This is a genomic window from Arthrobacter sp. J156 (assembly GCF_056172865.1).
In genome coordinates this window covers 2,068,629-2,094,012 of the sequence record NZ_CM149650.1, presented here as the reverse complement: position 1 = coordinate 2,094,012, position 25,384 = coordinate 2,068,629, and the positions used below count along the sequence as shown (strand labels likewise).

Annotated in this window: 25 protein-coding genes; 12 read left to right on the top strand and 13 right to left on the bottom strand. The window is 72.8% G+C overall.

Annotated elements, in window-relative coordinates; translation table 11 throughout:
• Positions 1-2 precede the first annotated feature (2 nt).
• The 4 genes from AC0QR5_RS09540 (at position 3) to AC0QR5_RS09525 (ending at position 3,176) form a co-directional block, all read left to right on the top strand.
• Positions 3-665 carry a nucleotide exchange factor GrpE gene (locus AC0QR5_RS09540; RefSeq protein ID WP_329861895.1) on the top strand — a complete coding sequence of 221 codons (663 nt, stop codon included), beginning with the start codon at positions 3-5 and terminating at the stop codon, positions 663-665.
• Between the two features lie 96 nt (positions 666-761).
• Positions 762-1,742 (top strand): DnaJ C-terminal domain-containing protein, encoded by a 981-nt coding sequence (locus AC0QR5_RS09535; protein ID WP_329861883.1) that lies wholly within the window; start codon positions 762-764, stop codon positions 1,740-1,742.
• 58 nt (positions 1,743-1,800) lie between these two features.
• Positions 1,801-2,256 (top strand): heat shock protein transcriptional repressor HspR, encoded by a 456-nt coding sequence (locus AC0QR5_RS09530; RefSeq protein ID WP_329861882.1) that lies wholly within the window; start codon positions 1,801-1,803, stop codon positions 2,254-2,256.
• Positions 2,238-3,176, top strand: a complete 939-nt coding sequence (locus tag AC0QR5_RS09525; protein WP_329861881.1) for an alpha/beta hydrolase — start codon at positions 2,238-2,240, stop codon at positions 3,174-3,176. Before AC0QR5_RS09530 ends, AC0QR5_RS09525 begins: the two co-directional genes overlap by 19 nt.
• A gap of 19 nt (positions 3,177-3,195) precedes the next feature.
• On the opposite strand, the gene trmB is transcribed toward AC0QR5_RS09525, so the two are convergent.
• On the bottom strand, positions 3,196-4,062 hold the full coding sequence (gene trmB / locus AC0QR5_RS09520; RefSeq protein WP_329861880.1) for a tRNA (guanosine(46)-N7)-methyltransferase TrmB: 867 nt from the start codon (positions 4,060-4,062) through the stop codon (positions 3,196-3,198).
• Positions 4,063-4,082: 20 nt separating this feature from the next.
• Entirely contained in the window at positions 4,083-5,597 is a 1,515-nt protein-coding gene (locus AC0QR5_RS09515; protein WP_329861879.1) for a polysaccharide deacetylase family protein, read from the bottom strand.
• A gap of 180 nt (positions 5,598-5,777) precedes the next feature.
• Between AC0QR5_RS09515 and AC0QR5_RS09510 the strand changes: the two genes are divergently transcribed.
• The 3 genes from AC0QR5_RS09510 to clpB all read left to right on the top strand — a co-directional run bounded on the left by AC0QR5_RS09510 (position 5,778) and on the right by clpB (position 9,523).
• Entirely contained in the window at positions 5,778-6,182 is a 405-nt protein-coding gene (locus tag AC0QR5_RS09510) for a YccF domain-containing protein (RefSeq protein ID WP_329861894.1), read from the top strand.
• Between the two features lie 157 nt (positions 6,183-6,339).
• Positions 6,340-6,813 carry a YceI family protein gene (locus AC0QR5_RS09505; RefSeq protein ID WP_475372460.1) on the top strand — a complete coding sequence of 158 codons (474 nt, stop codon included), beginning with the start codon at positions 6,340-6,342 and terminating at the stop codon, positions 6,811-6,813.
• 106 nt (positions 6,814-6,919) lie between these two features.
• Entirely contained in the window at positions 6,920-9,523 is a 2,604-nt protein-coding gene (gene clpB / locus AC0QR5_RS09500; RefSeq protein ID WP_329861878.1) for an ATP-dependent chaperone ClpB, read from the top strand.
• Here clpB and AC0QR5_RS09495 read toward each other — a convergent pair.
• Positions 9,489-10,073 carry a septum formation family protein gene (locus tag AC0QR5_RS09495; protein ID WP_329861877.1) on the bottom strand — a complete coding sequence of 195 codons (585 nt, stop codon included), beginning with the start codon at positions 10,071-10,073 and terminating at the stop codon, positions 9,489-9,491. The genes clpB and AC0QR5_RS09495 overlap by 35 nt on opposite strands.
• 191 nt (positions 10,074-10,264) lie before the next feature.
• On the opposite strand from AC0QR5_RS09495, the gene AC0QR5_RS09490 reads away from it, so the two are divergent.
• On the top strand, positions 10,265-10,492 hold the full coding sequence (locus AC0QR5_RS09490; RefSeq protein ID WP_329861876.1) for a DUF3073 domain-containing protein: 228 nt from the start codon (positions 10,265-10,267) through the stop codon (positions 10,490-10,492).
• Entirely contained in the window at positions 10,458-11,444 is a 987-nt protein-coding gene (locus AC0QR5_RS09485; RefSeq protein ID WP_329861875.1) for a Sir2 family NAD-dependent protein deacetylase, read from the top strand. The genes AC0QR5_RS09490 and AC0QR5_RS09485 overlap by 35 nt, the downstream gene beginning before the upstream one ends.
• On the opposite strand, the gene purM is transcribed toward AC0QR5_RS09485, so the two are convergent.
• The 6 genes from purM to AC0QR5_RS09455 all read right to left on the bottom strand — a co-directional run bounded on the left by purM (position 11,441) and on the right by AC0QR5_RS09455 (position 16,646).
• Positions 11,441-12,592: a phosphoribosylformylglycinamidine cyclo-ligase gene (gene purM, locus AC0QR5_RS09480; RefSeq protein WP_329861874.1), complete on the bottom strand. Its 1,152-nt coding sequence runs from the start codon at positions 12,590-12,592 to the stop codon at positions 11,441-11,443. The two genes, AC0QR5_RS09485 and purM, sit on opposite strands and share 4 nt — an antisense overlap.
• A gap of 13 nt (positions 12,593-12,605) precedes the next feature.
• Positions 12,606-14,159: an amidophosphoribosyltransferase gene (gene purF, locus AC0QR5_RS09475; RefSeq protein WP_329861873.1), complete on the bottom strand. Its 1,554-nt coding sequence runs from the start codon at positions 14,157-14,159 to the stop codon at positions 12,606-12,608.
• 75 nt (positions 14,160-14,234) lie between these two features.
• Entirely contained in the window at positions 14,235-14,561 is a 327-nt protein-coding gene (locus AC0QR5_RS09470; RefSeq protein WP_329861872.1) for a hypothetical protein, read from the bottom strand.
• Positions 14,562-14,564: 3 nt separating this feature from the next.
• Positions 14,565-14,945, bottom strand: a complete 381-nt coding sequence (locus AC0QR5_RS09465) for a sterol carrier family protein (RefSeq protein WP_329861871.1) — start codon at positions 14,943-14,945, stop codon at positions 14,565-14,567.
• 2 nt (positions 14,946-14,947) lie between these two features.
• Complete coding sequence (locus tag AC0QR5_RS09460; RefSeq protein WP_329861870.1) at positions 14,948-15,952, bottom strand: asparaginase; 1,005 nt, start codon at positions 15,950-15,952, stop codon at positions 14,948-14,950.
• Positions 15,953-16,034: 82 nt separating this feature from the next.
• A complete protein-coding gene (locus AC0QR5_RS09455; RefSeq protein WP_329861869.1) occupies positions 16,035-16,646 on the bottom strand; it encodes a class I SAM-dependent methyltransferase in 612 nt (203 codons plus the stop codon).
• Between the two features lie 54 nt (positions 16,647-16,700).
• On the opposite strand from AC0QR5_RS09455, the gene purD reads away from it, so the two are divergent.
• Together purD and AC0QR5_RS09445 are read left to right on the top strand one after the other, a co-directional pair.
• On the top strand, positions 16,701-18,011 hold the full coding sequence (gene purD / locus AC0QR5_RS09450) for a phosphoribosylamine--glycine ligase (RefSeq protein ID WP_329861868.1): 1,311 nt from the start codon (positions 16,701-16,703) through the stop codon (positions 18,009-18,011).
• Positions 18,011-18,910: a phosphoribosylaminoimidazolesuccinocarboxamide synthase gene (locus AC0QR5_RS09445; RefSeq protein WP_329861867.1), complete on the top strand. Its 900-nt coding sequence runs from the start codon at positions 18,011-18,013 to the stop codon at positions 18,908-18,910. The genes purD and AC0QR5_RS09445 overlap by 1 nt, the downstream gene beginning before the upstream one ends.
• A 41-nt stretch (positions 18,911-18,951) precedes the next feature.
• On the opposite strand, the gene AC0QR5_RS09440 is transcribed toward AC0QR5_RS09445, so the two are convergent.
• Positions 18,952-20,190 carry a helix-turn-helix transcriptional regulator gene (locus AC0QR5_RS09440; RefSeq protein ID WP_329861866.1) on the bottom strand — a complete coding sequence of 413 codons (1,239 nt, stop codon included), beginning with the start codon at positions 20,188-20,190 and terminating at the stop codon, positions 18,952-18,954.
• A 162-nt stretch (positions 20,191-20,352) separates the two neighbouring features.
• Here AC0QR5_RS09440 and AC0QR5_RS09435 point away from each other — a divergent pair, with 162 nt between their 5' ends.
• Entirely contained in the window at positions 20,353-20,589 is a 237-nt protein-coding gene (locus AC0QR5_RS09435; protein WP_329861865.1) for a hypothetical protein, read from the top strand.
• Between the two features lie 72 nt (positions 20,590-20,661).
• Here the strand turns inward: AC0QR5_RS09435 and AC0QR5_RS09430 are convergent, their stop codons facing one another.
• The 3 genes from AC0QR5_RS09430 to AC0QR5_RS09420 all read right to left on the bottom strand — a co-directional run bounded on the left by AC0QR5_RS09430 (position 20,662) and on the right by AC0QR5_RS09420 (position 25,383).
• Positions 20,662-22,485 (bottom strand): ABC transporter ATP-binding protein, encoded by a 1,824-nt coding sequence (locus tag AC0QR5_RS09430; RefSeq protein WP_329861864.1) that lies wholly within the window; start codon positions 22,483-22,485, stop codon positions 20,662-20,664.
• Complete coding sequence (locus AC0QR5_RS09425; RefSeq protein ID WP_329861893.1) at positions 22,482-24,317, bottom strand: ABC transporter ATP-binding protein; 1,836 nt, start codon at positions 24,315-24,317, stop codon at positions 22,482-22,484. The genes AC0QR5_RS09430 and AC0QR5_RS09425 overlap by 4 nt, the downstream gene beginning before the upstream one ends.
• 121 nt (positions 24,318-24,438) lie before the next feature.
• Positions 24,439-25,383, bottom strand: a complete 945-nt coding sequence (locus AC0QR5_RS09420) for a metallophosphoesterase (RefSeq protein ID WP_329861863.1) — start codon at positions 25,381-25,383, stop codon at positions 24,439-24,441.
• Position 25,384 lies beyond the last annotated feature (1 nt).

Here is a 25,384-nt window from a genome sequence, read left to right as displayed (position 1 = left end):
TGATGCCCCACCACGGCAACGAGGCGGAGCACGGTTCCGAGGAGCCGATCCGCTTCACCGACAAGCGCAAGATCGACCCGGAGACCGGGGCCGTCCGCAGCGGGGACGAGTCCCCGGCGGAGGGCGCCGAGCACCACGAGACGGTGCCCGTGGACGAGGCGCACGACTCCGAGGACGCGCTGGCCCAGGCCGAGCGCATCCTCAACGAGGCCGGCCAGGAGGGCCGGGACGACGCGGACTCCGGTAGCAGCGCGGCCGAGGCCGAGCTGCGCAACGACCTGTTGCGGCTGCAGGCCGAGTACGTCAACTACCGCAAGCGCGTCGAGCGCGACCGGGAGGGCGTGCGCGAGCTCGCCGTCCAGACCGTGCTCGCGAGCCTGCTCCCGGTGCTCGACGACCTCGACGCCGCGCGCCAGCACGGCGACCTCGAGGACGGGCCGTTCGCGGCCGTGGCCCGCAAGCTGGACACGATCCTCGGCGGCCACGGGCTCGAGCGCATCGGGGAAGCGGGGGCCGGATTCGACCCCACCGTCCACGAGGCGCTCATGCAGCAGCCGCATCCGGAGATCCCGGCCGACCACGTCGCCCAGGTCCTCCGTCCCGGCTACAAGAAGGGCGAGCGCGTCATCCGCGCCGCCCAGGTGATCGTCTCCACGGGCGAGTAGCCGCCGCGGCGGGCGGGCGGTCCACCACGGACCGCCCGCCCGCCGCACCGGTCCACGGGCCGGACACCATCACCCGACGTTGAAAGGAGGCGCCTCATGGCAAGCCAGGACTGGGTCGACAAGGACTTCTACGCGATTCTCGGCGTCTCCAAGGACGCGAGCGAGGCCGACATCAAGAAGGCCTACCGCAAGCTGGCCCGCACCCACCACCCCGACACCAATGCGGGGAACCCGGGAGCGGAGCAGAAGTTCAAGGACATCACCGAGGCCAACTCCGTGCTGTCCGATCCCGAGCAGCGCCAGCAGTACGACGCGATCCGGGCCATGGGCTCCGGGGCGCGGTTCCAGGCCGGGGGCCCCGGGGGAGCGGCCGGTGCCGGCTTCGACGACATCTTCGGCAACCTGTTCGGGGGCGGACCCGGCGGCGCCCGGCGCGGCCCCGCGGGCTTCGGCGGCGGGCAGGTCCCGCCCGAGTTCGCGGACCTCTTCGGCGGATTCGGCGGCCAGCCGGGCGGCTTCGGCCAGCCCGCGCAGAAGGGTGCGGACCGCACCGCCACCACGACGATCTCCTTCGGCGGTTCGCTGCGGGGGACCACGGTCTCCCTGCGCGAGCCCACCGGCGAGGTGATCGAGGTGCGCATCCCCGCCGGCATCAAGGACGGGCAGAGCGTGCGCGTGCGCGGCAAGGGCCAGCCAGGCCCGGCCGGCCAGGGCGACCTCCTCGTCAAGGTCTCGGTCAAGGCGCACCCGTTCTTCCAACGGGAGGGCAACAACATCCGCATCCACGTGCCCGTCACGTTCTCCGAGGCGGCCCTGGGCGGCAGCATCGAGGTGCCGACGCCCGCTGGCGACACGGTCAAGGTCAAGGTGCCCGCCGGCTCGGGCTCGGGCCGGACCCTGCGCCTCGGCGGCCGCGGCGTGAAGACGGCCAAGGAGGCCGGCGACCTGCTCGTGGTGCTCGACGTCGTCGTCCCGCAGAACCTCAACGCCGAGGCGGAGGCGGCCGTCAAGGCGTTCGCCGAGGCCACCGCCGGCGCCGATCCCCGGGCGGGACTGGCCGCCAAGGCCGCGCTCTAAGGCCCCGGCCGCCCGGCCGGCGGCACCGCGACGACGCCCCGAGGAAAGGAGGGACCTCATGGCCCCCCGCAGCACCGGCCCCGAGCCGTTCGGGGTGGACCGCTTCACGCCCGTGTTCGTGATCTCCGTCGCCGCCGAGCTCGCAGACATGCACCCGCAGACCCTGCGCCAGTACGACCGGCTCGGGCTCGTCTCCCCGTCCCGACAGCGCGGCAAGCAGCGCCGGTACTCCCGCTACGACGTCGAGCTGCTGCGCGAGGTGCAGCGACTGTCCAAGGACGGCGTGTCCCTCGAGGGGATCCGCAGGATCCTCGAGCTCGAGAACCAGGTCGCCGCCCTCCGGGCCCGCGTCGGGGAGCTGATGGAGGAACTCGACGACGTGCGTGCGGCCCGCGCCGTCGAGCACGCCCGCGTCTTCGCCGCCGGCGCCGCGGGCGAGGTCGTCACGCTCGCGCGCGGGCAGCGTCCGCGGGCCCGCAGCCAGGCCGTGGTGCTGTGGCGGCCGCGCGGCTAGGCGGGCCGGTCCCGGACGGCGGCTACGCCGCGCTCAGCGAGCGGGCCATGGAACGCTTCCGCGCCCGGATGCGGGAGCGCGACGCCATGCCACAGCGCGCCAAGGCCGCTGTCGACGGCGTCGCCCACGCCCTGCGGCCCGGCTCGATGGACGCCGCGATCCCGCCCCGCCACCTCTTGTTCCTGGACCTCGAGGGCCCGCGGCCACTCGCCGCGGTGGCCGTCGGCGAGCTCGACGCGGCCGATCTCGTCACGTGGCAGCTCTCCGGAGTGGGGATCGCACCCGAGACCGCGATGTGGGGCACGGTGCGCGAGGCGGGCCAGCTGCTCCTGGAGCAACGCGCCGTCGGGGTCGGGTCCCCGGCCGTCGTGGCGTGGCTCGGATACCCCGCCCCGACCCTGGCGCACGCGGTCCTCGACCTCCGGGCCCGGGCCGCTGCCGAGCGCTTCAGCCACGAGCTGCAGCGCTTCGCCCGCTGGCGCCCCGACGGACCCCGCACCGCGGTCGAGGCCCATTCCTACGGCGCGACCGTCGCCGCCCACGGGCTCGCCGCGCTGGCCGCCGAGCGCGCTTCCGGGACCGTTTCCTGCCTCGCGACGACGGGCTCGGCGGGCATGCCGCGGCGGCTCGCGGCCGATCCGTCCCTGCTCGGCGTTCCGGCGCACCGGGTCTTCGAGGCGGTCGCGGCCGACGACGCGCTGGCCCGCCTGGGGCGCCGGCTCAGCGGCCGCACGCGCCCCGCCGGGAGGGTGTTCGACGTCGACGGCCGGCCCGGTCTCGGGCTCCTGCCGGTGACGGGGCACAACACCTCGCGGTTCGTTCCCGGTGCGGGTCGTCCGCGCTACGGATACCGCGACCCCGGGACGCTCTCGCTGCGGAACCTGGCCCTCGTCACCGCCGGGCTCGAGCCGCTCGCCTAGCCAGGCTTGCGCCCGGTCGTCAGGAGTCCGCCGTCGTCCGCCGGTACGCGAGGTCGAAGACGAGCCGTCCCGCCTTCCGCGCCTTGGACTCGAAGCTCGTGGGGATCCGGCCCTCGTAGCGCGGCGCCCAGCCGCCGAGTGGATCCGTGGCGTCCGGCTCCGGGTCGCGGCCCTCGAGGCCGGCGCGGCGGACCCGGGCCAGGGGGCCGTCGTCTCCGGCCAGCTCCCCCGGATGGAGGGACTCGAACGAGGCCGAGGCGTCGAGGACGGAGCGCATCTGCTCCGCGTAGTCGGACCAGTCCGTCGCGAGCCGCCACGTGGCACCGGGTGCGAGCACGCGGGCGGCCTTGTCGGCGAACGACTCCTTGACGAGCCGGCGCTTGTGGTGGCGCGCCTTGTGCCAGGGATCGGGGAAGAAGACCCAGAGCTCGTCCACGGAGCCCGGGCCCAGGAGGACGTCGAGGACCTCGGGGGCGTTCGCCTGCACGGCGCGGACGTTCTCGAGGCCCTTCTGCTCGATCCGCAGCAGCAGCTGCGCGAGCCCGGGGCGGTAGACCTCGACGGCGAGGAAGTCGCGTTCCGGGTGCGCCTCGGCGGCCGCTGCCACGGCCTCGCCGAGGCCCGAGCCGATTTCCACGGTCAGCGGTGCCGTGCGGCCGAAGACCGCCGCGGGATCGAACTCCGCTCCGGCGAGGACCGAGGTGTCGGCGTGGTGCCGGGGCACGTCGACGAGGAAGCGCTCCGCCTGCCGGTCCCAGGCCTCGGCGCGCCGGCCGTGCAGGCGCGAGCCGCGGCGGACGAACGAGACGGGTTCGGTGCGGTAGAAGCTGGGGTCCTGCACCGCTCGTCCGCTGACGGGCGGCTTGTGGTCTTCGGGGAGGCTCATTGGGACGATTCTACGCGGGGTCAGTGCCGTGGACCGTGCTCGTAGGCGACACCGGCCCGCGGTGCCTGGGAGGCGAGCAGCTCGGAGACGGTGACGAACCGGTACCCCTCGGCGCCGAGGCGCTCCAGGATGCGCGGGACGGCCGCGACGGTCTCCGCCTGGACGTCATGCAGCAGGACGATCGAGCCCGGCCGGACGGACTCCACGGCGGCGTCGGCGATCCGCGCCGCATCGCGCAGCTCGAGGTCGCGGGAGTCCACGTCCCACAGCACCACCGGCGTATGGGCGAGCCGGTTCACCGCGTCGTCGTCCGCTCCGTACGGCGGGCGCATGAGCGTGGGCACCGTCCCCGTGGCCGCCGCGACGGCGTCCGCCGTCCGGCCCAGCTCTCGGCCCACGCCGTCCGCGCCGAGCGCGGTCAGCGCCCGGTGGCTCCACGTGTGGTTGCCGATCTCGTGCCCCTCGGCGGCCGCCCGCCGCAGCAGCCCGGGATGGCGCGCGGCATGTGGTCCGACGACGAAGAAGCTCGCCCGGGCGTCGTGGGAGCCCAAGTGGTCCAGAAGCGCTGCCGTGTGCGGGCCCGGGCCGTCGTCGAAGGTCAGCGCCACGCAGCGCTCGACGGCGCAGTCCACGGGGCCCGCCCCCAGCGCGGCGTCCACCGCGCCGCCCAGCGACGCCGCGCCGCCGGAGGACGACGACGAGCCGCCGGCCCCGCCGTCGTCCTCCCGGTTCCCGTCCCCGGCGGGGCCGGCTACGGGCGACGGCGCCATGCCCGCCGCCCGCGCGGCGACGCCCGCGTCCCCGAGGAGGGGCAGCAGGGCGGCGGAAGGGACGGCCGCGACGACGGCGCCCGCCGTGGAGGGGGCGACGGAGCCGTCGTCGAACTCCACCTGTCCGTTCCCCGCGGCGTCGAAGTTCAGGGAATCCAGCAACGCGTCGTCGAGGTCCCCGACGGCCTCGGGCAGGACGTCCTTATGCTGCCCGAGCACCTCGGCGACGAGGCCGCGGAAGTCCTCCCACGTGGCGCCGGAACGGAAGAGGGCCCGCGTGTCCAGGGAGCCCCGGCCGGGCTGGAACCAGACGGTCGTGTAGGAGCTGCCGGCGTCGCCGCCGAGGCTCGAGTACTGCGTCAGACGGACGGCGACCGCCTCCGGCGAGGCGGCGGTCAGGGCCGGCTGGACGTTCAGCTCGGCCACCCCGGAGGCCTGGCCCCGCGCGGCCGCCGCGAAGTCCCGGGCCGCCGCGGTGACGACCCCGCGCTGCGCCTCGGCGAACCCCGGGTGGCCCGGCCAGGCGAACCAGCGGCCGTAGACGTCCGGTGCCCGCCCGCCCAGGCTCACCCCCTCGAGTCCCGGCACCATCTCCTCGGGGAGGCCCCCGCCGCCCACCGCCGTCCGCGCCGAGAGGGCGGAGGGCACGAGCGCCGCGTCCGGGACGACGACGGGCGCCGGCGGGGCGCACGCGGCCAGCGCCAGGGCCAGGGCCGCGGAGGCGGCGAGGGCACACTGAAGCCGGAGTCGTCGGGGGGAGGTCATGGGTTCCAGTCTGCGGGGTGCCGGCGGACGAGGGGCGCCGGAAGGGCGCCCGGAGGGGGGATCGTTAGCAAACCTTTAGCTCGTGACGGCGGCGCGGACCGGCGACCGGGGACGGCTCAGGGCAAACCCCCATGGCGCCGCGCCGGGCCCGGGGACAGAATGGGGGACATGAAGTCACCGCTGTCCGCGATCCTCAATGTCATCTGGCTCCTCTTCGGCGGCATCTGGCTGGCCCTCGGCTACGTCCTGGCCGGCATCGTCTGCTGCCTGTTGATCGTGACCATCCCGTTCGGGATCGCCTCGTTCCGCATCGCCGCCTACGCGCTCTGGCCGTTCGGCCGCACGATCGTGGACCGGGGCGGACGCACCGGGCTGATGTCCACGATCGGCAACGTCATTTGGATCCTCGTGGCGGGACTGTGGATCGCGATCGGCCACGTGCTGACCGCCATCCCGATGTTCGTGAGCATCATCGGGATCCCGCTCGGCATCGCCAACCTCAAGCTGATCCCGGTCTCGCTCGTCCCGCTCGGCAAGGAGATCGTCCCGAGCGGCGCGCGGCTTCCCGCCTACCGCCACGCCTGAGCCGGGCGGTAGATTGTCCCCGGGGACGGCGGAGGCACCGCCCGTAGACCGTCAGACGAACAAGGGACTTCAGATGATCGCGATCGATCCGAACTACACCGGCGTGTGAAAGCTCGACCCGGCGCACAGCCGCGTCGGCTTCCAGGCCCGGCACGCCATGGTGACCAAGGTCCGCGGCGCCTTCAACGATGTCGAGGGGACCATCACGGTCGACGCCGAGGAGCCCAGGCACTCGAGCGTGCGGCTCGTGATCCAGGTGGCCAGCATCGACACGCGCAACGCCGACCGCGACCAGCACCTGCGCACGAACGACTTCTTCGACGCCCCGCAGTTCCCGGAGATCGTGTTCGAATCGACCCGGATCGACCAGGTCGAGGAGAACGGCTTCGTGGTCAACGGGCACCTGACCATCAAGGGCACGAGCCACGAGGTCTCCGTGCCGATCGAGTTCACGGGCGTCGAGCGGGATCCGTTCGGCCAGCTGCGGGCGGGCTTCGAGGGCAGCCGCCGGATCGACCGCAAGGACTACGGCGTGAACTGGAACGCGGCGCTCGATTCCGGCGGCGTCCTGGTCTCCGAGCCCGTGCTCCTGGAGTTCGAGCTCTCGGCCGTCAAGCAGGAGCAGGAATAGGGGAGTCCGCGCGGGTTCCGCCCACGGAATAAACGCTCCCCGTTTAAAGTTGAGTTGAGTAGACTCAAGTTTGAGTAGAGACAGTCCGTGCAGAGAGAGGAACCCCGTGGACGCCAAATTCACCACCCAGAGCCAGGAGGCGCTGTCCGCCGCCGGCATGAACGCCTCGACCGCGGGCAACCCGCAGGTCGAACCCGCCCACCTGCTCAAGGCGCTGATGGACAAGCGGGAATCGCTCGCCGTCGCGCTGCTGCGCGAGGCCGGGATCGACCCCGACGCGGTCTCCGTGCGCGCGAGCTCCGCGATCAAGGCCCTGCCCTCCAGCTCGGGCACCTCCGTGGCCCAGGCCCAGTACTCGCGGACCTTCCTGCAGCTCGTCGCCACGGCCCAGGCACTCGCCGCCGAGCAGGGGGACGCCTACGTGTCCGCCGAGATCCTGCTCCTCGCGCTCGCCGCCGATCCCGGTCCGGCCGGGACCGTGCTGCGCGAGGCCGGGGCCACGCCCGAGGCGCTCCGGGCCGCCCTGGGGGCGATCCGTGCGGGCCGCACGGTCGACGGGCCGGATCCCGAGGGCACCTTCCAGGCCCTCGAGAAGTACGGGACCGACCTCACCGCCACGGCGCGGGCCGGGCGGCTGGACCCCGTCATCGGCCGCGACGCCGAGATCCGCCGCGTCGTCCAGGTGCTCTCCCGCCGCACCAAGAACAATCCCGTCCTCATCGGCGAGCCCGGCGTCGGCAAGACCGCGGTCGTCGAGGGGCTCGCCCAGCGCATCGTCGCCGGCGACGTCCCGGAGTCCCTCAAGGGCAAGACCCTCATCGCGCTCGACCTCGGCGCCATGATCGCCGGTGCCAAGTACCGTGGCGAGTTCGAGGAGCGGCTCAAGGCCGTCCTCGAAGAGATCAAGGCCTCCGACGGCCAAGTCGTGACCTTCATCGACGAGCTGCACACCGTGGTCGGGGCCGGGGCCTCCGAGGGAGCCATGGACGCGTCCAACATGCTCAAGCCCATGCTGGCCCGCGGCGAGCTGCGCCTCATCGGCGCCACGACCCTGGACGAATACCGCGAGAACGTCGAGAAGGACCCGGCCCTCGAGCGCCGCTTCCAGCAGGTCTATGTGGGCGAGCCGAGCGTCGAGGACACGATCGGGATCCTGCGCGGGCTCAAGGAGCGCTACGAGGCCCACCACAAGGTCGAGATCGCCGACGCCGCGCTCGTCGCCGCCGCGACGCTCTCCCACCGCTACATCTCCGGGCGCCAGCTGCCGGACAAGGCGATCGACCTCGTCGACGAGGCGGCCTCGCGGCTGCGCATGGAGATCGACTCCGCGCCGGAGGAGATCGACCAGCTGCGCCGCGCCGTCGACCGCCTGACCATGGAGGAGCTCGCCCTCAAGGACGAGTCCGATCCCGGCTCCGTCGAGCGCCTCGGTGCCCTCCGCGCGGACCTCGCCGACAAGCGCGAGCACCTCGATGCCCTCAACGCCCGCTGGGAGGCGGAGAAGGCCGGCCTGAACCGGGTCGGCGACCTCAAGGTGCGTCTGGACGGGCTGCGCTCGCAGGCCGACGTCCTGCAGCGCGAGGGCGACCTCGAGCGCGCCTCCCGCCTGCTCTACGGGGAGATCCCGGAGCTGCAGCGCGAGCTCGACGCCGCGCAGGCCGCGGAGCAGCAGGAGGCCGGCGAGTCGATGGTCTCCGACGAGGTCACGGCGGAGGACATCGCGGAGGTCATCGAGGCGTGGACCGGGATTCCCGCCGGCCGCATGCTGCAGGGCGAGGGGCGGAAGCTGCTCGAGATGGAATCGCTGCTGGGTAGGCGCCTGATCGGCCAGTCCCGGGCCGTCGCGGCCGTCTCCGACGCCGTGCGGCGCGCCCGCGCCGGGATCTCCGATCCGGACCGCCCCACGGGCTCGTTCCTCTTCCTCGGGCCCACGGGCGTCGGCAAGACGGAGCTCGCCAAGTCCCTCGCCGACTTCCTCTTCGACGACGAGCGCGCGATGGTCCGGATCGACATGTCCGAGTACTCGGAGAAGCACAGCGTGGCGCGCCTCGTCGGGGCGCCCCCGGGATACGTCGGCTACGAGGAGGGCGGTCAGCTGACGGAGGCCGTGCGCCGCCGGCCCTACTCCGTCCTCCTGCTCGACGAGGTCGAGAAGGCCCACCCGGAGGTCTTCGACCTGCTGCTGCAGGTCCTCGACGACGGGCGCCTCACGGACGGGCAGGGCCGGACGGTGGACTTCCGCAACGTCATCCTGGTCCTGACGTCCAACCTCGGCTCGCAGTTCCTCGTGGACCAGTCGATCCCGGAGCAGGCGCGCAAGGACGCGGTCATGAACGTCGTGAACTCCTCGTTCAAGCCCGAGTTCCTGAACCGGCTCGACGAGGTCGTGATGTTCGAGCCGCTCACGGTCGAGGAGCTCGGGTCCATCGTGGACCTGCAGGTCGCCTCGCTTGCCCGGCGCCTGGCCGGGCGGCGCCTGGAGCTCGAGGTCGGCTCCGCGGCCCGCGAATGGCTCGCCCTCGCCGGATTCGACCCGGCCTACGGCGCCCGCCCGCTGCGGCGGCTCGTCCAGCGCCAGATCGGCGACCGCTTGGCGCGGGGCCTGCTCGACGGCTCGATCGCGGACGGCGACGTCGTCGAGGTGGCCGTGTCCGAGGACGGCACCGAGCTCGCGCTCACGTCCCGTCGGGCGGCAGGAGCGAACGGCTGACCGTGCCCTCCACGAGGACCAGGAAGCACGCGACGCTCCGGTCCCCGGCCTGCCACGTCCCCTGCGAGGGGCGGCTGAACTCGTAGTTCCACCGCCCCGCCGTCACGGCGTCGGGGTCGAGCTGGATCTCCTTGCAGGAGGCCTCGGCGGCGGCGGCGATCTCGCCGTCGCCGGGGTAGGCTCCGTCCTCGAGTTCCGCGATCCCGATGAGCTGCGCCGAGTGCCGCGTGGTGCAGGCGACGACGGTGGCCGGCTCGAGCGCCCCCGTGAAGCCGCTGAGGCAGTCCCCGGGCAGGAACTGCTCGGCCGGGACGTCGCGGGCGATGATCCCGTCGATGCCGGGGGCGGAGCGTTCGACCTCGGCGGCGGGGGATTCCCCGGCGCTTCCGGCCTCGACGAGGCGGCCGGTCGCGTAGACGACGAGCAGGACGACGGCGAGTGCGGCGACGACGAGCCAGACGGGCGACAGGCCCCAGATCGGGCGGACCTGGGTCTGCGCTGGACGGGCCGGCTGGTACGGGCTCGGCTCGCTGCGGTGTGGCTCCTCCACTGCGGCTCCCTGCGGTGGGCTGGGCTCTCTGGCGTCCCTTCCACTGTAGCCGCCACCGCACCGCGCGGAGACGGCGATCGGGGGCGAATCATGTTAACCTAGAAATACGAACGAACCAGTCACATATTCCGGGGCCTTTCCTCTCTAGCAGGGAACCACCACCGGATCTACCGAAAAAAGGGGGTCACGCCATGGGGCGCGGCCGTCAGAAGGCAAAAGCGACACGTCAGGCCCGGGATATGAAGTACTATTCCCCGGCCACCGATCTGTCCGCTCTCCAGCGCGAGCTCGGAGGCACCCGCAGTCGTGCCGGTGCCTCGACCACGCATGCCGAGGATTCCTACGACGCCGACTACGCGGAGTACGGAGCGAAGTATTCGGACGATGACGAAGAGGACGAGCAGCGCCGCATCGGGTGAGCGGCTGGCCATCGAGAACGCCCACCGGGCCGCGTTGCGTTCGATCGCACGCGTCGTGGACGACTCCGTAGAACCACAGGACCCCGGGACGGCGCGCGACGGGATCGCGCGCATGCTCTCCCGGGGTTCGGTGCTGCTCCTGACCGGCGCCGGCGTGTCCACGGATTCCGGCATCCCCGACTACCGGGGACCCAACGGCTCGCTCAAGCGGCACCGTCCCATGACGTTCCAGGAGTTCAAGTACGACGCCGGCGCGCGGCACCGCTACTGGGCCCGCAGCTTCGTGGGGTGGCGGCACATGGCCGGCTCCGAGCCGAACGCGGCGCACCATGCGCTCGCCGAGTTCGAGCGCCGCGGCTGGGCCACGGGGATCGTCACGCAGAACGTCGACGGGCTGCACGCCCGCGGCGGTTCCTCCACCGTCGTCGCGCTTCACGGCGACCTCGACCGCGTGGGCTGCCTCGTGTGCGGCTTCGTCGAGGACCGCGATGCGCTCGACGCGCGGCTCGACGCCGCCAATCCCGGCTACGTCGAGCGGATCGAGCTCGACCCCTCCCTCGTGAACCCCGACGGCGACGTGACCCTCGAGGCGCGCCACGTCGACGAGTTCCGGATGGTGGGCTGCCTGAACTGCGGCAGCGAGGAACTCAAGCCGGACGTCGTCTACTTCGGCGAGGGCGTCCCCGCGGCCCGCAAAGAGGAGATTGCACGACTGGAGGACAAGTCATCCAGTCTGCTCGTGGTCGGCTCCAGCCTGGCCGTGATGAGCGGGTACAAGCTGCTCCTCGACGCGGTCCGCGCCGGAAAGCAGGTGGGGATCATCAACGGCGGGCCCACGCGCGGGGACGCCAAGGCCGACTGGCGCTGGCGCACGCGCGTCGCCCCGGCCCTCGAGCAGCTGCTCGAGGACGTCGGGGGATTGGCACCCCGGGACCGGGGCCCCGGGAACTAGCGGCTGGCCGCGTACTCGCCGCGCATCAGCACTGCGCCGCCGTCGACGCCCTTGGCGCCCTGGACGAAGTCGGGCCCGGCGGAGGCCGCGGCGTCGTCGAGCGCGCCGACGGTTCCCATGGCCCAGGCCGGCATGCCGCGGCCGTTCAGGCGCGCGATCGCGGCGTCCGCGGACGCGGCGTCGACGATGGCGACCATGCCCACGCCGAGGTTGAGCGTGCGCTCGAGGTCGGCCTGCGGGACGCCGCCGAGCTCGGAGACCAGACGGAACACGGCGGGCAGCTCCCACGTGGAGCGGTCGACCGTCGCCATGAGGCCCCGCGGCAGGACGCGGGCCAGGTTCGCGGCCAGCCCGCCGCCCGTGACGTGGCTGAAGCCGTGGACGGGCGCGGCGGCCGGGCCGTTGAGCGTGCGGACCAGGTCCAGGCAGTCGGCCGTGTAGATGCGGGTCGGCTCGAGGAGCTCCTCGCCGAGGGTGCGCCCCAGCTCGGAGACCTCGCGGTCCAGGGCCCAGCCCGCGTGGTTGACGACGCGGCGGACCAGGGAGTAGCCGTTGGAGTGGATGCCGGAGGCCGCCATGCCGATCACGACGTCTCCCGTGCGCACGCGCTCGGGGCCGAGGAGGGCGTCCGCCTCGACGACACCCGTGGCGGCGCCCGCCACGTCGTATTCGTGCTCGCCGAGCAGGCCCGGGTGCTCGGCGGTCTCGCCGCCGACGAGGGCGGTCCCGGCGAGCGTGCAGGCCTCGGCGATGCCACGGACGATGTCGGCGATCCGCTCCGGGACCACCTTGCCGCACGCGATGTAGTCGGTCATGAACAGGGGCTCGGCGCCGACCACGACGATGTCGTCGACGACCATGCCGACGAGGTCGTGGCCGATCGTGTGGTGGATGTCCATGGCCTGGGCGATCGCGACCTTGGTCCCGACGCCGTCCGTGGAGGTCGCGAGGAGCGGCTTCTTGTAGGAGAGCAGGCGCGAGGCGTCGTAGAGCCCCGCGAATCCGCCGACGCCCCCGAGTACCGAGTCGTTGTGCGTGGCCTTGATGGCCCCCTTCATGAGTTCGACGGCGCGGTCGCCCGCCTCGACGTCGACGCCGGCGGAGGCGTAGGTGATGCCGGCGGGCTGCTGCGGGGTGGGGGAGGTCATGCGGTGCGCGTCCTTACTTGGTGCTGGGGGTCTTGTCGGCGGCGGTCAGCGAGGCCTCGAGCTCCGCGTCCGGTCCCGGATCGCAGCCGTCGGAGACGCCCGCGTTGGCCCGCTCCAGGAGGTTCTTGCCGAGGCGGTCGGCGGCGGGCAGGTCGATCGGGTAGTCGCCCGTGAAGCAGGCGGTGCACAGGCGGCTCCGCTCCTGCCGCGTGGCCCCGATCATGCCGTCCTCGGAGATGTACGCGAGGGAGTCGGCGCCGATGGACGTCGTGATCTCGTCGATCGTGGCGCCGTTGGCGATGAGCTCGGCCCGGGAGGCGAAGTCGATGCCGTAGAAGCACGGCCACTTCACGGGCGGAGAGGAGATCTTCACGTGCACCGCGGCCGCGCCGGCCTCGCGCAGCATCCGCACGATCGCCCGCTGGGTGTTTCCGCGGACGATCGAGTCGTCGACGACGACGACGCGCTTTCCCTTGATGACGGGCTCGAGCGCGTTGAGCTTGAGCCGGATCCCGAGCTGGCGCAGGGTCTGCGAGGGCTGGATGAAGGTGCGGCCCACGTACGCGTTCTTCACGAAGCCGTGCGCGAACGGGATCCCGGACTCCTCGGCGTAGCCGATCGCCGCCGGGGTGCCGGATTCGGGGACGGGGATGACGATGTCCGCCTCGGCGTGGTTCTCGCGGGCCAGCTGGCGGCCCATTTCGACGCGCGACTCGTACACGGAGCGGCCGTTGATCGCGGCGTCCGGGCGGGCCAGGTAGACGTACTCGAAGACGCAATGGGATGGCGTGGCCTCCGCGAAGCGCTGCGTGCGGATGCCGTCCTCGTCGATCGCGATGAACTCGCCGGGCTCGATCTCGCGGATGAAGCTCGCACCGACCGTGGCCAGGCCGGCCTGCTCCGAGGCCACGACCCAGCCGCGCTCGAGGCGGCCCAGGACGAGCGGGCGGACGCCGTGCGGATCCCGGGCGGCGTAGAGCGTGCCCTCGTTCATCATGACGAAGCAGAAGGCGCCGCGCAGCTTCGGCAGCAGCTTCAGCGTCGTCTCCTCGAGGGAGGTCCCCTCCTCGCCGCGCAGGAGCGCCGTGACGAGCGCCGTGTCCGTCGTGTTGCCCTGGGCGAGCTCGCCGCGGAACTTGCTGCCCTGCTCGGAGACGACCATCTCCATGAGCTCGGCCGTGTTGATGAGGTTGCCGTTGTGGGCCAGGGCGACCGTGCCCTCGGCCGTCGCGCCGAGGGTCGGCTGGGCGTTGGCCCAGTGGCTCGCGCCCGTCGTCGAATAGCGGCAGTGGCCGATGGCGATGTGCCCGGTCATGGAGTTCAGCGTGTTCTCGTCGAACACCTGGGAGACCAGACCCATGTCCTTGTAGACGTTGATCCGCTTGCCGTCGGAGGTGGCGATGCCGGCCGACTCCTGGCCGCGGTGCTGCAGGGCGTAGAGGCCGTAGTAGGTCAGCTTGGCGACGTCCTCGCCGGGTGCCCAGACGCCGAAGACGCCGCACTCGTCCTGCGGCCCCTTCTCGTCGGGCAAGAGATCATGCGAAAGTCTTCCGTCACCACGCGCCATGTGCACCATTCTCTCATGCGGTCCGCGTGCCCGCGCCCCCGGATCCCGCGCGTGACGCGGCGCCCGGGCGGCGGCTCAGGCGGCGTCGTCGGGCTCGACGGGGACCGCGGTCCCGTGCCGGGCGCGCTGGCGCAGGATCCGGTCCACGGCCAGGTAGGCGAGCGCGCCCACGAGCACTCCGGCGAGCCCGAAGAGCACCGCGAGGAACCCCGCGACGGCGGCGCGGGTGAACTCGGCGCTCTCCTCGCCCGTGTAGGCGGAGACGAGCGCTGCGAGGATGCCGAGCGCGGCGCCTGCGCCGAGGAACGGCCAGAACCTCGGCGCGCTGCGGACCTCGACCTCGATGCGGCCGTCGTCGTGTGCGGGGCCGTCGGGGGAGGGGGTCGGATCAGGCGTGGACATGCCTTAAAGGGTACCGAAGAGCGGGAGCACGCCGGACAGCGAGGCGCGGACCCCGGAAGCCGAGACGCGGCCGGCCGCCACGGCCTCGTCCCATGACAGGTCCCCCGCGGCCAGCGCGAGCCACGTCTGGGCGTCCGTTTCGACGACGTTCGGCGGCGTGCCGCGCGTGTGGCGGGGGCCCGGGATGCACTGGGCCACGCCGAACGGGGGGACGCGGACCTCCACGGAGTTGCCCTCGGCGGCCGCGGAGAGCTCCTCGAGGGCGTACCGGACGGCGGTCGCTGCGGAGGGCCGCGGCACGGCCGCCACGTCCGAGCCGGCCCCGCGCCAGGCGCGCAGGGCGGCGAGCCCGGAGTCAGCGGCAATGCGGCGCTTGACGGCCACGGTCAGTCCAGCACGGCGACGACGGGGGCCGCGAGGCGGATCCGCCCCACGGCCTGTCCGCCGCCGAGGACGGGCCGGTTGGTCAGCTCGAGGGCCGTGGAGAGCCGCCGCGTGTCGAGGGCGCCAGCCGCGGCGAGCAGGGTCAGCCCCACGAGCGTCGCGGCGCGTCCGTTGCCGTCGAGCATCTTGAGCGCGCAGGCCGTGCCGTCCGGTGCCCCGAGGATCAGCACGCCCTCGGCCCCGAGCTTGGCGATGACCCCCGTCTCCTCCATGACCACCGTGTTCTCCTCGCCGTGGCCGTGGACGGCCCACGGGTAGTCGAGCATCGCGGTGGCGATCGTCGTGGCCCGCGCGTCGGAGGCCTTGTTGCCGGGTGAGCGGGACAGCCGCGAGGTCGCCCGGGCCAGCCCGCGCAGCGAGATCGCGGGAACGGGGGCGCCGCAGCCGTCGACGGCGAGGTGCGCGATCCGCTCGTCGGCGTATTCCTCGACGACCTCGACCACGCGGCGCTGCAGCGGGTGCCCCGGGTCCAGGTAGGACTCCGTGTCCCAGCCGTTCTCCGTGCAGGCCCAGAGGAACGCGGCATGCTTGCCGGAGCAGTTGAAGGCGAGTCGCGAGCGTGCGGCTCCGGAGCGCACGAGCTCCGTCCGCGTCGCCTCGTGCTGGGGCCACGCCTCGGGGCAGCGCAGCGCGGACTCGTCGAGCCCCGCCTTGGCCAGCATGGACGCGGCGAGGTCCATGTGCTCGCGGCTGCCCACGTGGCTCGCGCAGGCCAGGGCCACCTCGGCGCCGCGCAGCGGGACGCCGGACTGCATCGAGGCCAGGGCCTGGAACGGCTTGAGGGTCGATCGCGGGAAGACGGGGGCGGCGCCGTCGCCGAGCTCGAGCAGGACGTCGCCGCCCGGACCCACGACGACGGCCGTGCCCTGGTGGCGCGACTCGACGAAGCCGTTCCGGTCGACGACGGCAAGGTCCACGGCATCGGCCGAGGTGAAGGTTTCGGGCATGACTCCCAGTCTAGGGGCGCGGCGGACCGGGTCCGGGCCGAGGGGGACGACGCCGGGGCCGCGCCCGGGCGTCGGGCGAAGGCTACGGGGCGGGGGAGAGGAACGCGACGAGGAAGTCCGAGCCGGGCGTGAAGGGGCGCAGCTCCCACGTGGAGAAGCGGGCGTCGACGACGAGGCCCGCCGCGGCGGCGTCGGCCGCGAACTCCCCGGGAGCGTACCCCCGGTCCAGGCCGAAGCCGACGACGAGGCGCCCGTCCTCGGCCAGGTGCTCACGGATCCGGCCCAGCACCCGGGCCCCTGAAGCCGGGGCGATGAAGAGCAGGACGTTCCCCGCGCAGACGGCGAGGTCGAAGCGGAGCGGGGCACCGGCGTCGTCCGCCAGATCCAGCTCCGCGAGGTCCCCCACGCGCCAATCGGAGCCGGGGTGATCGGCCCGCGCGGCCGCGATGAGCGCCGGATCCACGTCCACGCCGAGCACCCGGTGGCCGCGGGCGGCGAGCGCGCCGCCGACGCGCCCCGGCCCGCACCCGGCGTCGAGCACGCGGGCCCCGCGCGGCAGCATCGCGTCCACCGTCCGCGCCTCGCCGTCGAGGTCCGCGCCCTCGGCGCGCATCGCGGCGAAGCGGTCGATGTACCACTGCGAATGCCCGGGCGAGGCGCGGACCTTGGCTTCCCACCGTGTTTCCTCACGCATGATGACAGCCTACGACCCCCGCGGCGCGGGCGATCCCCGGTAGGCTGGGGGATCGTGAAGGTACTCGTCATCGGCCCCGGTGGCCGCGAACACGCCCTTGTCCGCTCCCTGCTCGCCGACCCCTACGTCGAGTCCGTGGTCTGCGCCCCGGGTAACGCCGGGATCGCCCAGGACGTCGAGGTCCGGCCCGTCGACGCCCAGGACCCGGCCGCCGTCGTGACCCTGGCCCGCGCGCTCGGCTCCGACCTCGTCGTCGTCGGACCCGAGGCCCCGCTCGCCGCTGGCGTCGCCGATGCGCTCGCCGAGGCCGGCATCCCCGTCTTCGGGCCCACCCGGGCCGCGGCCCGGCTCGAGGCCTCCAAGGCGTTCGCGAAGGAGGTCATGGCGGAGGCCGGCGTGCCCACGGCCATGGCCCGCGTCGCCGAGAACGCCGAGGAGGCGGCCGACGCGCTCGACGCCTTCGGCGCCCCCTACGTCGTCAAGGACGACGGGCTCGCCGCCGGCAAGGGCGTCGTGGTCACCCAGGACCGCGCGGAGGCCCTCGCCCACGCCGAGGCCTGTTTCGCCGCCGGCGGCACCGTGGTGATCGAGGAGTTCCTGGACGGCCCCGAGGTCTCCCTCTTCGTCATCTCCGACGGCAAGCACGCCGTCCCCCTGGCCCCGGCCCAGGACTTCAAGCGCATCTTCGACGGCGACGAGGGCCCCAACACGGGAGGCATGGGCGCCTACACGCCGCTCCCGTGGCTGCCCGTGGGCTTCGTCGACGAGGTCATGGAGCGCGTCGCCTACCCCGTGATCCGCGAGATGGCCAGCCGCGGCACCCCGTTCACGGGCGTGCTGTATTGCGGTCTGGCGCTGACCCGCCGCGGCGTGCGCGTGATCGAGTTCAACGCGCGCTTCGGCGATCCCGAGACCCAGGCGGTCCTCGCCCGGCTCAAGACCCCGCTCGGCGGCGTGCTGCTCGCCGCGGCGCGCGGCACGCTCGACGACGCCGAGCAGCTGCGCTGGCGCAGCGAGACGGCCGTGGGCGTCGTGCTCGCCTCGGCCGGCTACCCCGGGACCCCGCGCACGGGCGACGTGATCGGGGGCCTCGAGGAGGCCGCGGCGCTGCCCGGCGTCTCGGTCCTGCACGCTGGCACCGCGCTGGACGACGACGGGGCGGTCGCCACCGCGGGCGGGCGCGTGCTCGCCGTCGTCGGGCTCGGCGAGGGGCTCGACGCCGCGCGCGAGGCCGCCTACGCCGGCGTCGCGAAGATCCGGATCGACGGCGGCCAGTTCCGCACGGACATCGCGCTCAAGGCGGCGCAGGGCGGGATCGAGCCCGGGTTGCCGGGCACGGGCCACGGCGGCGGGGGATCCCTCTGATGGCCGGCTTCGCGGCACGGGCCGCCGTGCTGGACGGCTGGAGGCACGTGTACTCCGGCAAGGTGCGCGACCTCTACGCGCCCGAGGACCCCGCCCTCGACGACCGCGTGCTCGTCGTCGCGAGCGACCGGATCAGCGCCTACGACTTCGTCCTGGACACCGAGATCCCGGACAAGGGCAAGGTGCTGACCCAGTTGAGCCTGTGGTGGTTCGAGACCCTCGGCGGGATCGCCAACCACGTCCTCTCCACCGATGTCCCCGAGGCCGTCGCCGGGCGGGCCATGGTGTGCCGCAAGCTGGAGATGTTCCCGGTCGAGTGCATCGCCCGCGGCTACCTGACCGGCTCGGGCCTGGCGGAGTACCGGGCCTCGCGGACCGTGTGCTCGCTGCCGCTGCCCGAGGGCCTCGTGGACGGCTCGCGCCTCGAACCCGCGCTCTTCACGCCGTCGGCCAAGGCCGAGGTCGGCGAGCACGACGAGAACATCAGCTACGCCCAGGTCGAACAGCTCGTGGGCGCCGACGCCGCGAACGAGCTGCGCCGGCTGACGCTCGAGGTCTACACGAGCGCGGAGGCCGTGGCCCGCGAGCGCGGGATCATCCTCGCCGACACCAAGGTCGAGTTCGGCGTGGACCCCGCCACGGGCGCCGTGACGCTCGGCGACGAGGTGCTCACCCCGGACTCCTCGCGGTTCTGGGACGCCGCGCTCTACGCCCCCGGCCGCGCCCAGCCGTCGTTCGACAAGCAGTACGTGCGCGACTGGCTCACGGGACCGGACTCCGGTTGGGACAAGGCGTCCGGCGAGCAGCCTCCGGCGCTGCCCGCCGACGTCGTCGAGCGCACGCGCGCCCGCTATGTCGAGGCCTACGAGCGCCTCACCGGGCGGGCCTTCAGCGCCTGAGCGTCCACGAGGCGCCCCGGGTTCCGACGCACGGGCGCGCCTCAGCGCTTGGAGGAGCGGATCTCCGTGGCGAGCTCGATCGCGAGGGAGGCACGGTCCGGCGACCCGGCCGAGGCGAAGGCCCGCTGGGCGCTCGCGAGGTGCTCGAGGGCGTCCTGGGGCCGGCCCGTGCCCACGAGGGAGCGGGCCGTGAGCAGGTCCAGCTCGCCCTGGAGGTGCTGGGACAGGAGCTCGCGGCCCTCGATGACCGGCTCGAGCTGCTCGAGGGCCTGGTCCGGCTGGCCGTTCAGGTGCAGCCAGCGGCCGCGGATCAGCTGGAGCTCGAGGGACTCGGCCGGATTGCCGCCGATGACGCTCAGGGCCAGCTCGGCCCGCTCGATGCACTGCAGCGTCTCCTCCTCGACGACGCCGGCGGCGAGGCGCATCGAGGCCGAGGCCTTGTTGAAGCGCGCCCACAGCTCGATGTCGCTCGCGGGGCGCAGGCGCTCGGCGGCGAGGCGGTGGTTGAGCAGCCCGGCCTCGATGTCCTGGCGCTTGAAGGCGACATTGCCGATCGCCCAGTAGGCGCTGCCCGCCGTCTGGCTCGGCGCGCCCTGGGCGACGGCCTCGGACAGCGTCTGGCACGTGGACCAGGCCTGCTCGAGCTGGCCGGACTCGGCGAGCGAGGCGATCAGCGCGTAGAGGGAGCCGATGTAGATGAGCGAGTCGCCCGGGAGCTCGCGGCCCTGTTCGACGGCCTTGAGGGCGTGTTCGACGGCGATGTGGAGCTTTCCCAGGCCCAGGTAGGCATTCGCGACGAGCGTCTCGGCGCGCACTTTGAGCGCGAGCGATTCCTCGGTCAGCGGGTGCGTGAGCACCTCCTCGGCGGCCGCGCGGTAGTCGTCGAAGCGGCCCTGGTCCCTCAGGGCCTCCGCGCGCAGGAACATCATGTTCCACCAGGCGCTCGAGTTCTTCAGGCGCAGGGCGACCGTCGCGGCCTCCATGGACGTGGCCTCCGCATCCGTGTACTCGCGGGCGAGGTAGGACTGGCGGGCCCGGTGCTCGAGCAGCACGAACTCTGCCTCGTCGGCGGAGACGGGGGTGTTCCAGGACTCCATGACCTCGCGGTCCAGCTCCAGCCGGGCCGAGAGCTCCGTGATGATCTCCGAGGTGGGCTCGCGGCTGCCGGTCTCCAGCAGGGAGATGTAACTCGTGGAGTACTTGCCGGCACCAAGCTGCGCCTGGGTCAGTTTGTGCCGCAGGCGGGCCTGCCGCAGCTTCTCTCCGAATTTGATGCCCAATGGAGCCCCTTAGCTTGCATGGTCGAAATCTCGGGTGGTTAAGTCCGGCAAGTGCATCAAAGCGAGCCCTTGACGAATCGCGTTTCCACTAATTTACAATGAATGTTAAGTGGAACGCCACTTGATAAGGGCTGTGTTGAGTACCTTTTGAAGGAGTAGAGCATGAAGAAGTTCTTTGCGGCGTTCGCTGCAGCGTCGGCCCTGGCCGGCGCCGCTTTCCTGGCAGTGGGGGACTGGCCGCACGCGACCACCACCTCGGCGGAGACGACCCAGAGCGTGGCCGTTGGCGATTGGCCGCACCGCGCCCTCAAGGTCGGCGACTGGCCGCACGCCACCATCAATGTCGGCGACTGGCCGCACAGCACCACCACGGCTAAGGTCGGCGACTGGCCGCACTAGATGCCGACGCCCTGACGCACGACGGCGCCTCCCCCCACGGTGACGTGGCGGGAGGCGCCGGCGCGTCCGGAGCTAGACCAGGCTGTCCTTCCAGGCACGGTGCAGGGCGGCGAAGCGGCCGTCCGCGGCGACGAGCTCGGCCGGCGTCCCGTCCTCCACGATCCGGCCGCCGTGGACCACGAGCACCCGGTCGGCGATCTCGACCGTCGAGAGGCGGTGCGCGATGATGAGCGCCGTCCGCTGGCCCAGGAGCTTGCGCAGGCCCTCCTGCACGAGCCGCTCGCTCGGGATGTCGAGCGAGGAGGTCGCCTCGTCCAGGATCAGCACGGCCGGATCGGCCAGGAAGGCCCGGGCGAAGGAGATCAGCTGGCGCTGTCCCGCCGAGACCCGGCCGCCGCGCTTGTTCACATCGGTGTCGTAGCCGTCGGGCAGGGAGAGGATGAACTCGTGGGCGCCGACGGCCCGGGCCGCGAGGACGACCTCCTCCCGGCTGGCCCCGGGCCGGCCGAGGGCGATGTTCTCGGCGACGGAGCCGGAGAACAGGAAGGCCTCCTGCGTCACCATGACCACGGCCCGGCGCAGGTCCGCGTTGGAGAGCCCGCGCAGGTCGACGCCGTCGAGCGTGACGGCGCCGGAGCGGACGTCGTAGAACCGGGCGACGAGCTTGGCGATCGTGGACTTGCCCGCGCCCGTCTGGCCGACCACGGCGACGGTCTGCCCCGCCGGGATGTCCAGGGAGAACGTGGGCATGACGACGGGCCCGTCGCCGTAGCCGAACTCCACGTCCTCGAAGCGGACCTCGCCGCGCGGATCCTCGAGCCGGACCGGCTGGGAGGGTTCGACGACGGTCGGCTGCTCCTCGAGGAGGCCGGAGACCTTCTCGAGCGCGGCCGTGGCGGCCTGCAGGGAGCTGTAGAACATGGCGATGGACTCCACGGGCTGGAAGACGCGCTTGCAGGCCAGCAGCAGGGCCACGAGCACGCCGACGGCGAGCGTGCCGTCCAGGACGCGGAACCCGCCGAGCAGGAGCACTGTCGCCACGGTCAGGTTGCCGAGCAGCACGAGCGTGGGCTGGAGGATCCCGAAGAGGTTGATGGAGCGGATGGAGTTGTCCCGGTACTCGCCCGCGACGTCGTCGTAGCGCTCGTTGTTCTCCCGCTCCCGGCGGAAGGCCTTGACCGCCCGGATGCCCGTCATGGTCTCCACGAACGTCGTGATGAGCCGTGCGGAGACCACGCGGGACTCGCGGTAGAGCAGTTCCGAGCGCTTCTGGTACCAGCGGAAGACCACGGCGATCGGCACGGCCGCGCAGAGCACGACGAGCCCGCTGCGCCAGTCCAGCAGGAAGATGCTCGCCGCCGTGAAGACGATGAACACGACGCCGGAGACGAGCTGGGACACGCCTTGGTCCAGGAGCTCGCGCAGGGTCTCCAGATCGGAGGTCTGCCGGGAGATGACGCGGCCGGACGTGTAGTTCTCATGGAACTCGAGGCTCAGGCGCTGCGTGTGCCGGAAGACGCGCAGGCGCAGGTCCAGGAGCATCGCCTGGCTGACCTTGGCCGTGCAGAGGTTGTACCAGCCGAGCAGGCCGCCCGCGAGCACGGCGGCGACGAGATACAGGCCGCCCGTCACGCCGAGCGCGGCGGCCCGCCCGGCGATCAGCTCGGGCAGGGCCCAGTCGATCGCCCACGCGATGATGAGTGGGAACGAGGCGCGGGCCAGGTTGGAGACGACGACGAGGACGATCGTCAGGGCCAGCATTCCGCGCAGGGGGCCGGCGAGGAGCGCGAGCAGGCGCCACGAACGCGCGCGGACGCGCTGGCGGTCGTCGCGGTCCAGGACGATCTGGTCCTCGCCCGCGACCCCGTGGCGGGGCTTCTCCGGTGTTGCGCTCATCGCTTCTCCTCCCCGGCGTCCAGGACCTCTTCGACGCTCGGCGGCTCGTCGAGGCTGGCAATGACATGGCGGTAGTGGTCGCTGCGCCGCAGGAGCTCGGCGTGGGTGCCCACGTCGATGATCCTCCCGCCGTCGAGCAGGGCCACGCGGTCGGCCAGCATGACGGTCGACGGGCGGTGGGCGACGATCAGCGTGCTGGTCCGGGCGAGGACCTCGCGCAGGCGCTCCGTGACGGCCTCCTCGGTCTTGACGTCGAGGGCGGAGAGCGGGTCGTCGAGGACCAGAAGCCGCGGCTTGGCCGCGATCGCCCGCGCGAGCGCGATCCGCTGCCGCTGGCCCCCGGACAGGGACAGGCCCTCCTCGCCGATGAGCGTGTCGACGCCGTCGGGCAGCGAGTGGACGAAGCCGGCCTGCGCCGTCTCGAGGGCCTCGGCGAGCGCGTCGTCGGGGGACTGGCCCGGCGAGGGGCGGGCCCCGAGCAGGACGTTGTCCCGGATGGAGGAGGAGAACAGGGTCGTGTCCTCGAAGGCGACGGCGATCGCGGTCCGCAGCGCCTCGACGTCGTACCGGCGCACGTCCACGCCGTCCAGCAGGATCTGCCCTCCCGTGGCCTCATAGAGCCGCGGCACGAGCTGCAGGAGGGTGGACTTGCCGCTGCCCGTCGTGCCGACGAGCGCCATCGTCTCCCCGGGCAGGATCTCCAGGTCCACGCCGTCCAGCACGGGGGTGGAACCGGGCTTCGCGTCGGGGAAGCGGAAGGAGAGCCCGCGCAGCTCGAGGTGTCCGCGCGGCGAGGCCGGGGCCTCGGCCGCGGCGGGTGAGGTGATGGTGTTGGGCGTGTCCATGACGTCGTAGTGGCGGTCGAGCGCCGTCTTGGTGGTCAGGGTCATGCCCAGCAGCATGCCGATGCCCTCGACGGGGCCCGCGAGCACGGCGGCCGTGGCGAAGAACGCGACGACCTCGCCGACCGTGAGCTCGCCGCGGGCCGTGAGCCAGACGCCGACGAAGAGGCCGATCCCGAGCGTGATCTCCGGGACGGAGACCACGAACATCAGGAAGCCGGAGAGCGAGCGGGCCTTGCTGATCTCGGTGTCCCGCAGCCGTTCGGCCTGGACGCTGAAGCCCTCGAGGGCGTGACGGCCGCGGCCGAACGCCTTGAGCACGCGGATCCCGTGCACCGATTCCTCGACCGTTGTGGCGAGGTCGCCGGCCTGGTCCTGGCTGAGCCGGCTCGCGGCGCGGAAGACGTTGCGGAAGTAGAAGGCGCGGATCGTGATCGGGATCGCGCCCGCGAGGTAGATCGTGCCGAGCAGCCAGTTGCTGGAGAACATCAGCACGAGGCCGACGACGACCGTGACCGTGGCGACGACGAGCATGATGGAACCGAAGGCGAGCCAGCGCCGGATCAGCCCGAGATCCGCCATGGAACGGGAGAGGAGCTGGCCGGAGCCCCACTTGTCGTGGAAGGCGACGGGGAGGTCCTGCAGGTGGCGGTAGAGCCTCACGCGCAGCTGCGTCTCGATCCGGGCGGCCGGCGTGATGACGAAGACACGGCGCAGGTAGACGAGAACGGCCTCGAGGAGGCCGAGCCCCGCGACGACGCCCGCGGCGATCCAGACCTCGGTGCTCGCCCCGCCGGCGTGCAGCACCGAGTTGACGAGGCCGCGCAGGACCTGCGGGATGGTCAGGGCGACGACGCCGGCGGCCAGGGCGCAGAGGAAGCCGAGGAGCAGGCGCGGGAGGATGGGCTTCAGCTGCGGCGCGAGTCGGCCAAAGGTCTTGAGCAGGGGCGTGTTCTCGCCGGGAGTGGAGTGGCCCGTCTGGTGCTGCACCACGCGTGGTGACCTCGATCCATGGTTGTTTGCCTACAGCAAGCAAATCCACCCTACCCCGAGCGGTTGGCAGTCATCAATCGCGCAGTGCCGCCGCGGTCGCCATCGGACCGGCGCCCGGTCAGGCCGGGCGCGCCGTGAGCGTCACGACGACGGCCTCGGGCGGGCACGCGATCCGGATCGGCGCGAAGCGGGACGTGCCGATCCCGGCCGAGACGTTGAGCGGGACCTCGCGGCCGGAATGCTCCCACCAGGAGAGGCCGCGGGCGCGCCACGTCGGGAGGTCGCAATTGCTCACGAGCGCGCCGTAGCCCGGCAGGCACACCTGCCCGCCGTGGGTGTGGCCCGCGAAGACGACGTCGGCGCCCGCGTCCACGAACGTGTCCAGGACGCGCTGGTAGGGAGCGTGGGCCAGGGCGATGCGCACGTGCGGGGCCTCTCCGGAGGTGGACGAGCCGCGCGGCCACCCGGCGAACGCGTCCCGGCGCAGGTGCGGATCGTCGACGCCGGAGAAGTCGAGCCGCAAGGGACCCCACGGCACCGACTGGTGCCGGTTGCTGAGGTTGATCCAGCCCGCCGAGCCGAAGGCCTCGTGCATCCGCCGCCACGGCAGCTCGTCGCGGGCCGCGCTGCGCGGCGGGCCGGATGGGCCGCGGAGGTAGCGCAGCGGGTTCTTCAGGCGCGGCGCGAAGTAGCAGTTCGAGCCCGGGACGAACACGCCCGGCACCTCGAGCAGCGGCTCGAGCGCCTCCAAGAGGGCCGGGACCGCGTCGTGGTGGCTGAGGTTGTCGCCCGTGTTGACCACGAGGTCGGGACGCAGCCCGGCGAGCGAGCGAAGCCACTGCCGCTTGGACTCCTGCCCGGGCACCATGTGGATGTCGCTCAAGTGCAGGACGCGCAGCGGCGCCGCGCCGCGCGGGAGCACGGCGAGCGACTCATGGCGGACCTGGAAGCGGTTCCGCTCGGAGAGCCCGTAGCCGAACGCGAGGCCGCCCGCGGCGAGCGCCGCGCCGGCGGCCCAGGCGCCCTTGGTGGCGATCCTGGACAGTTCCCCCGCCACGCCCATG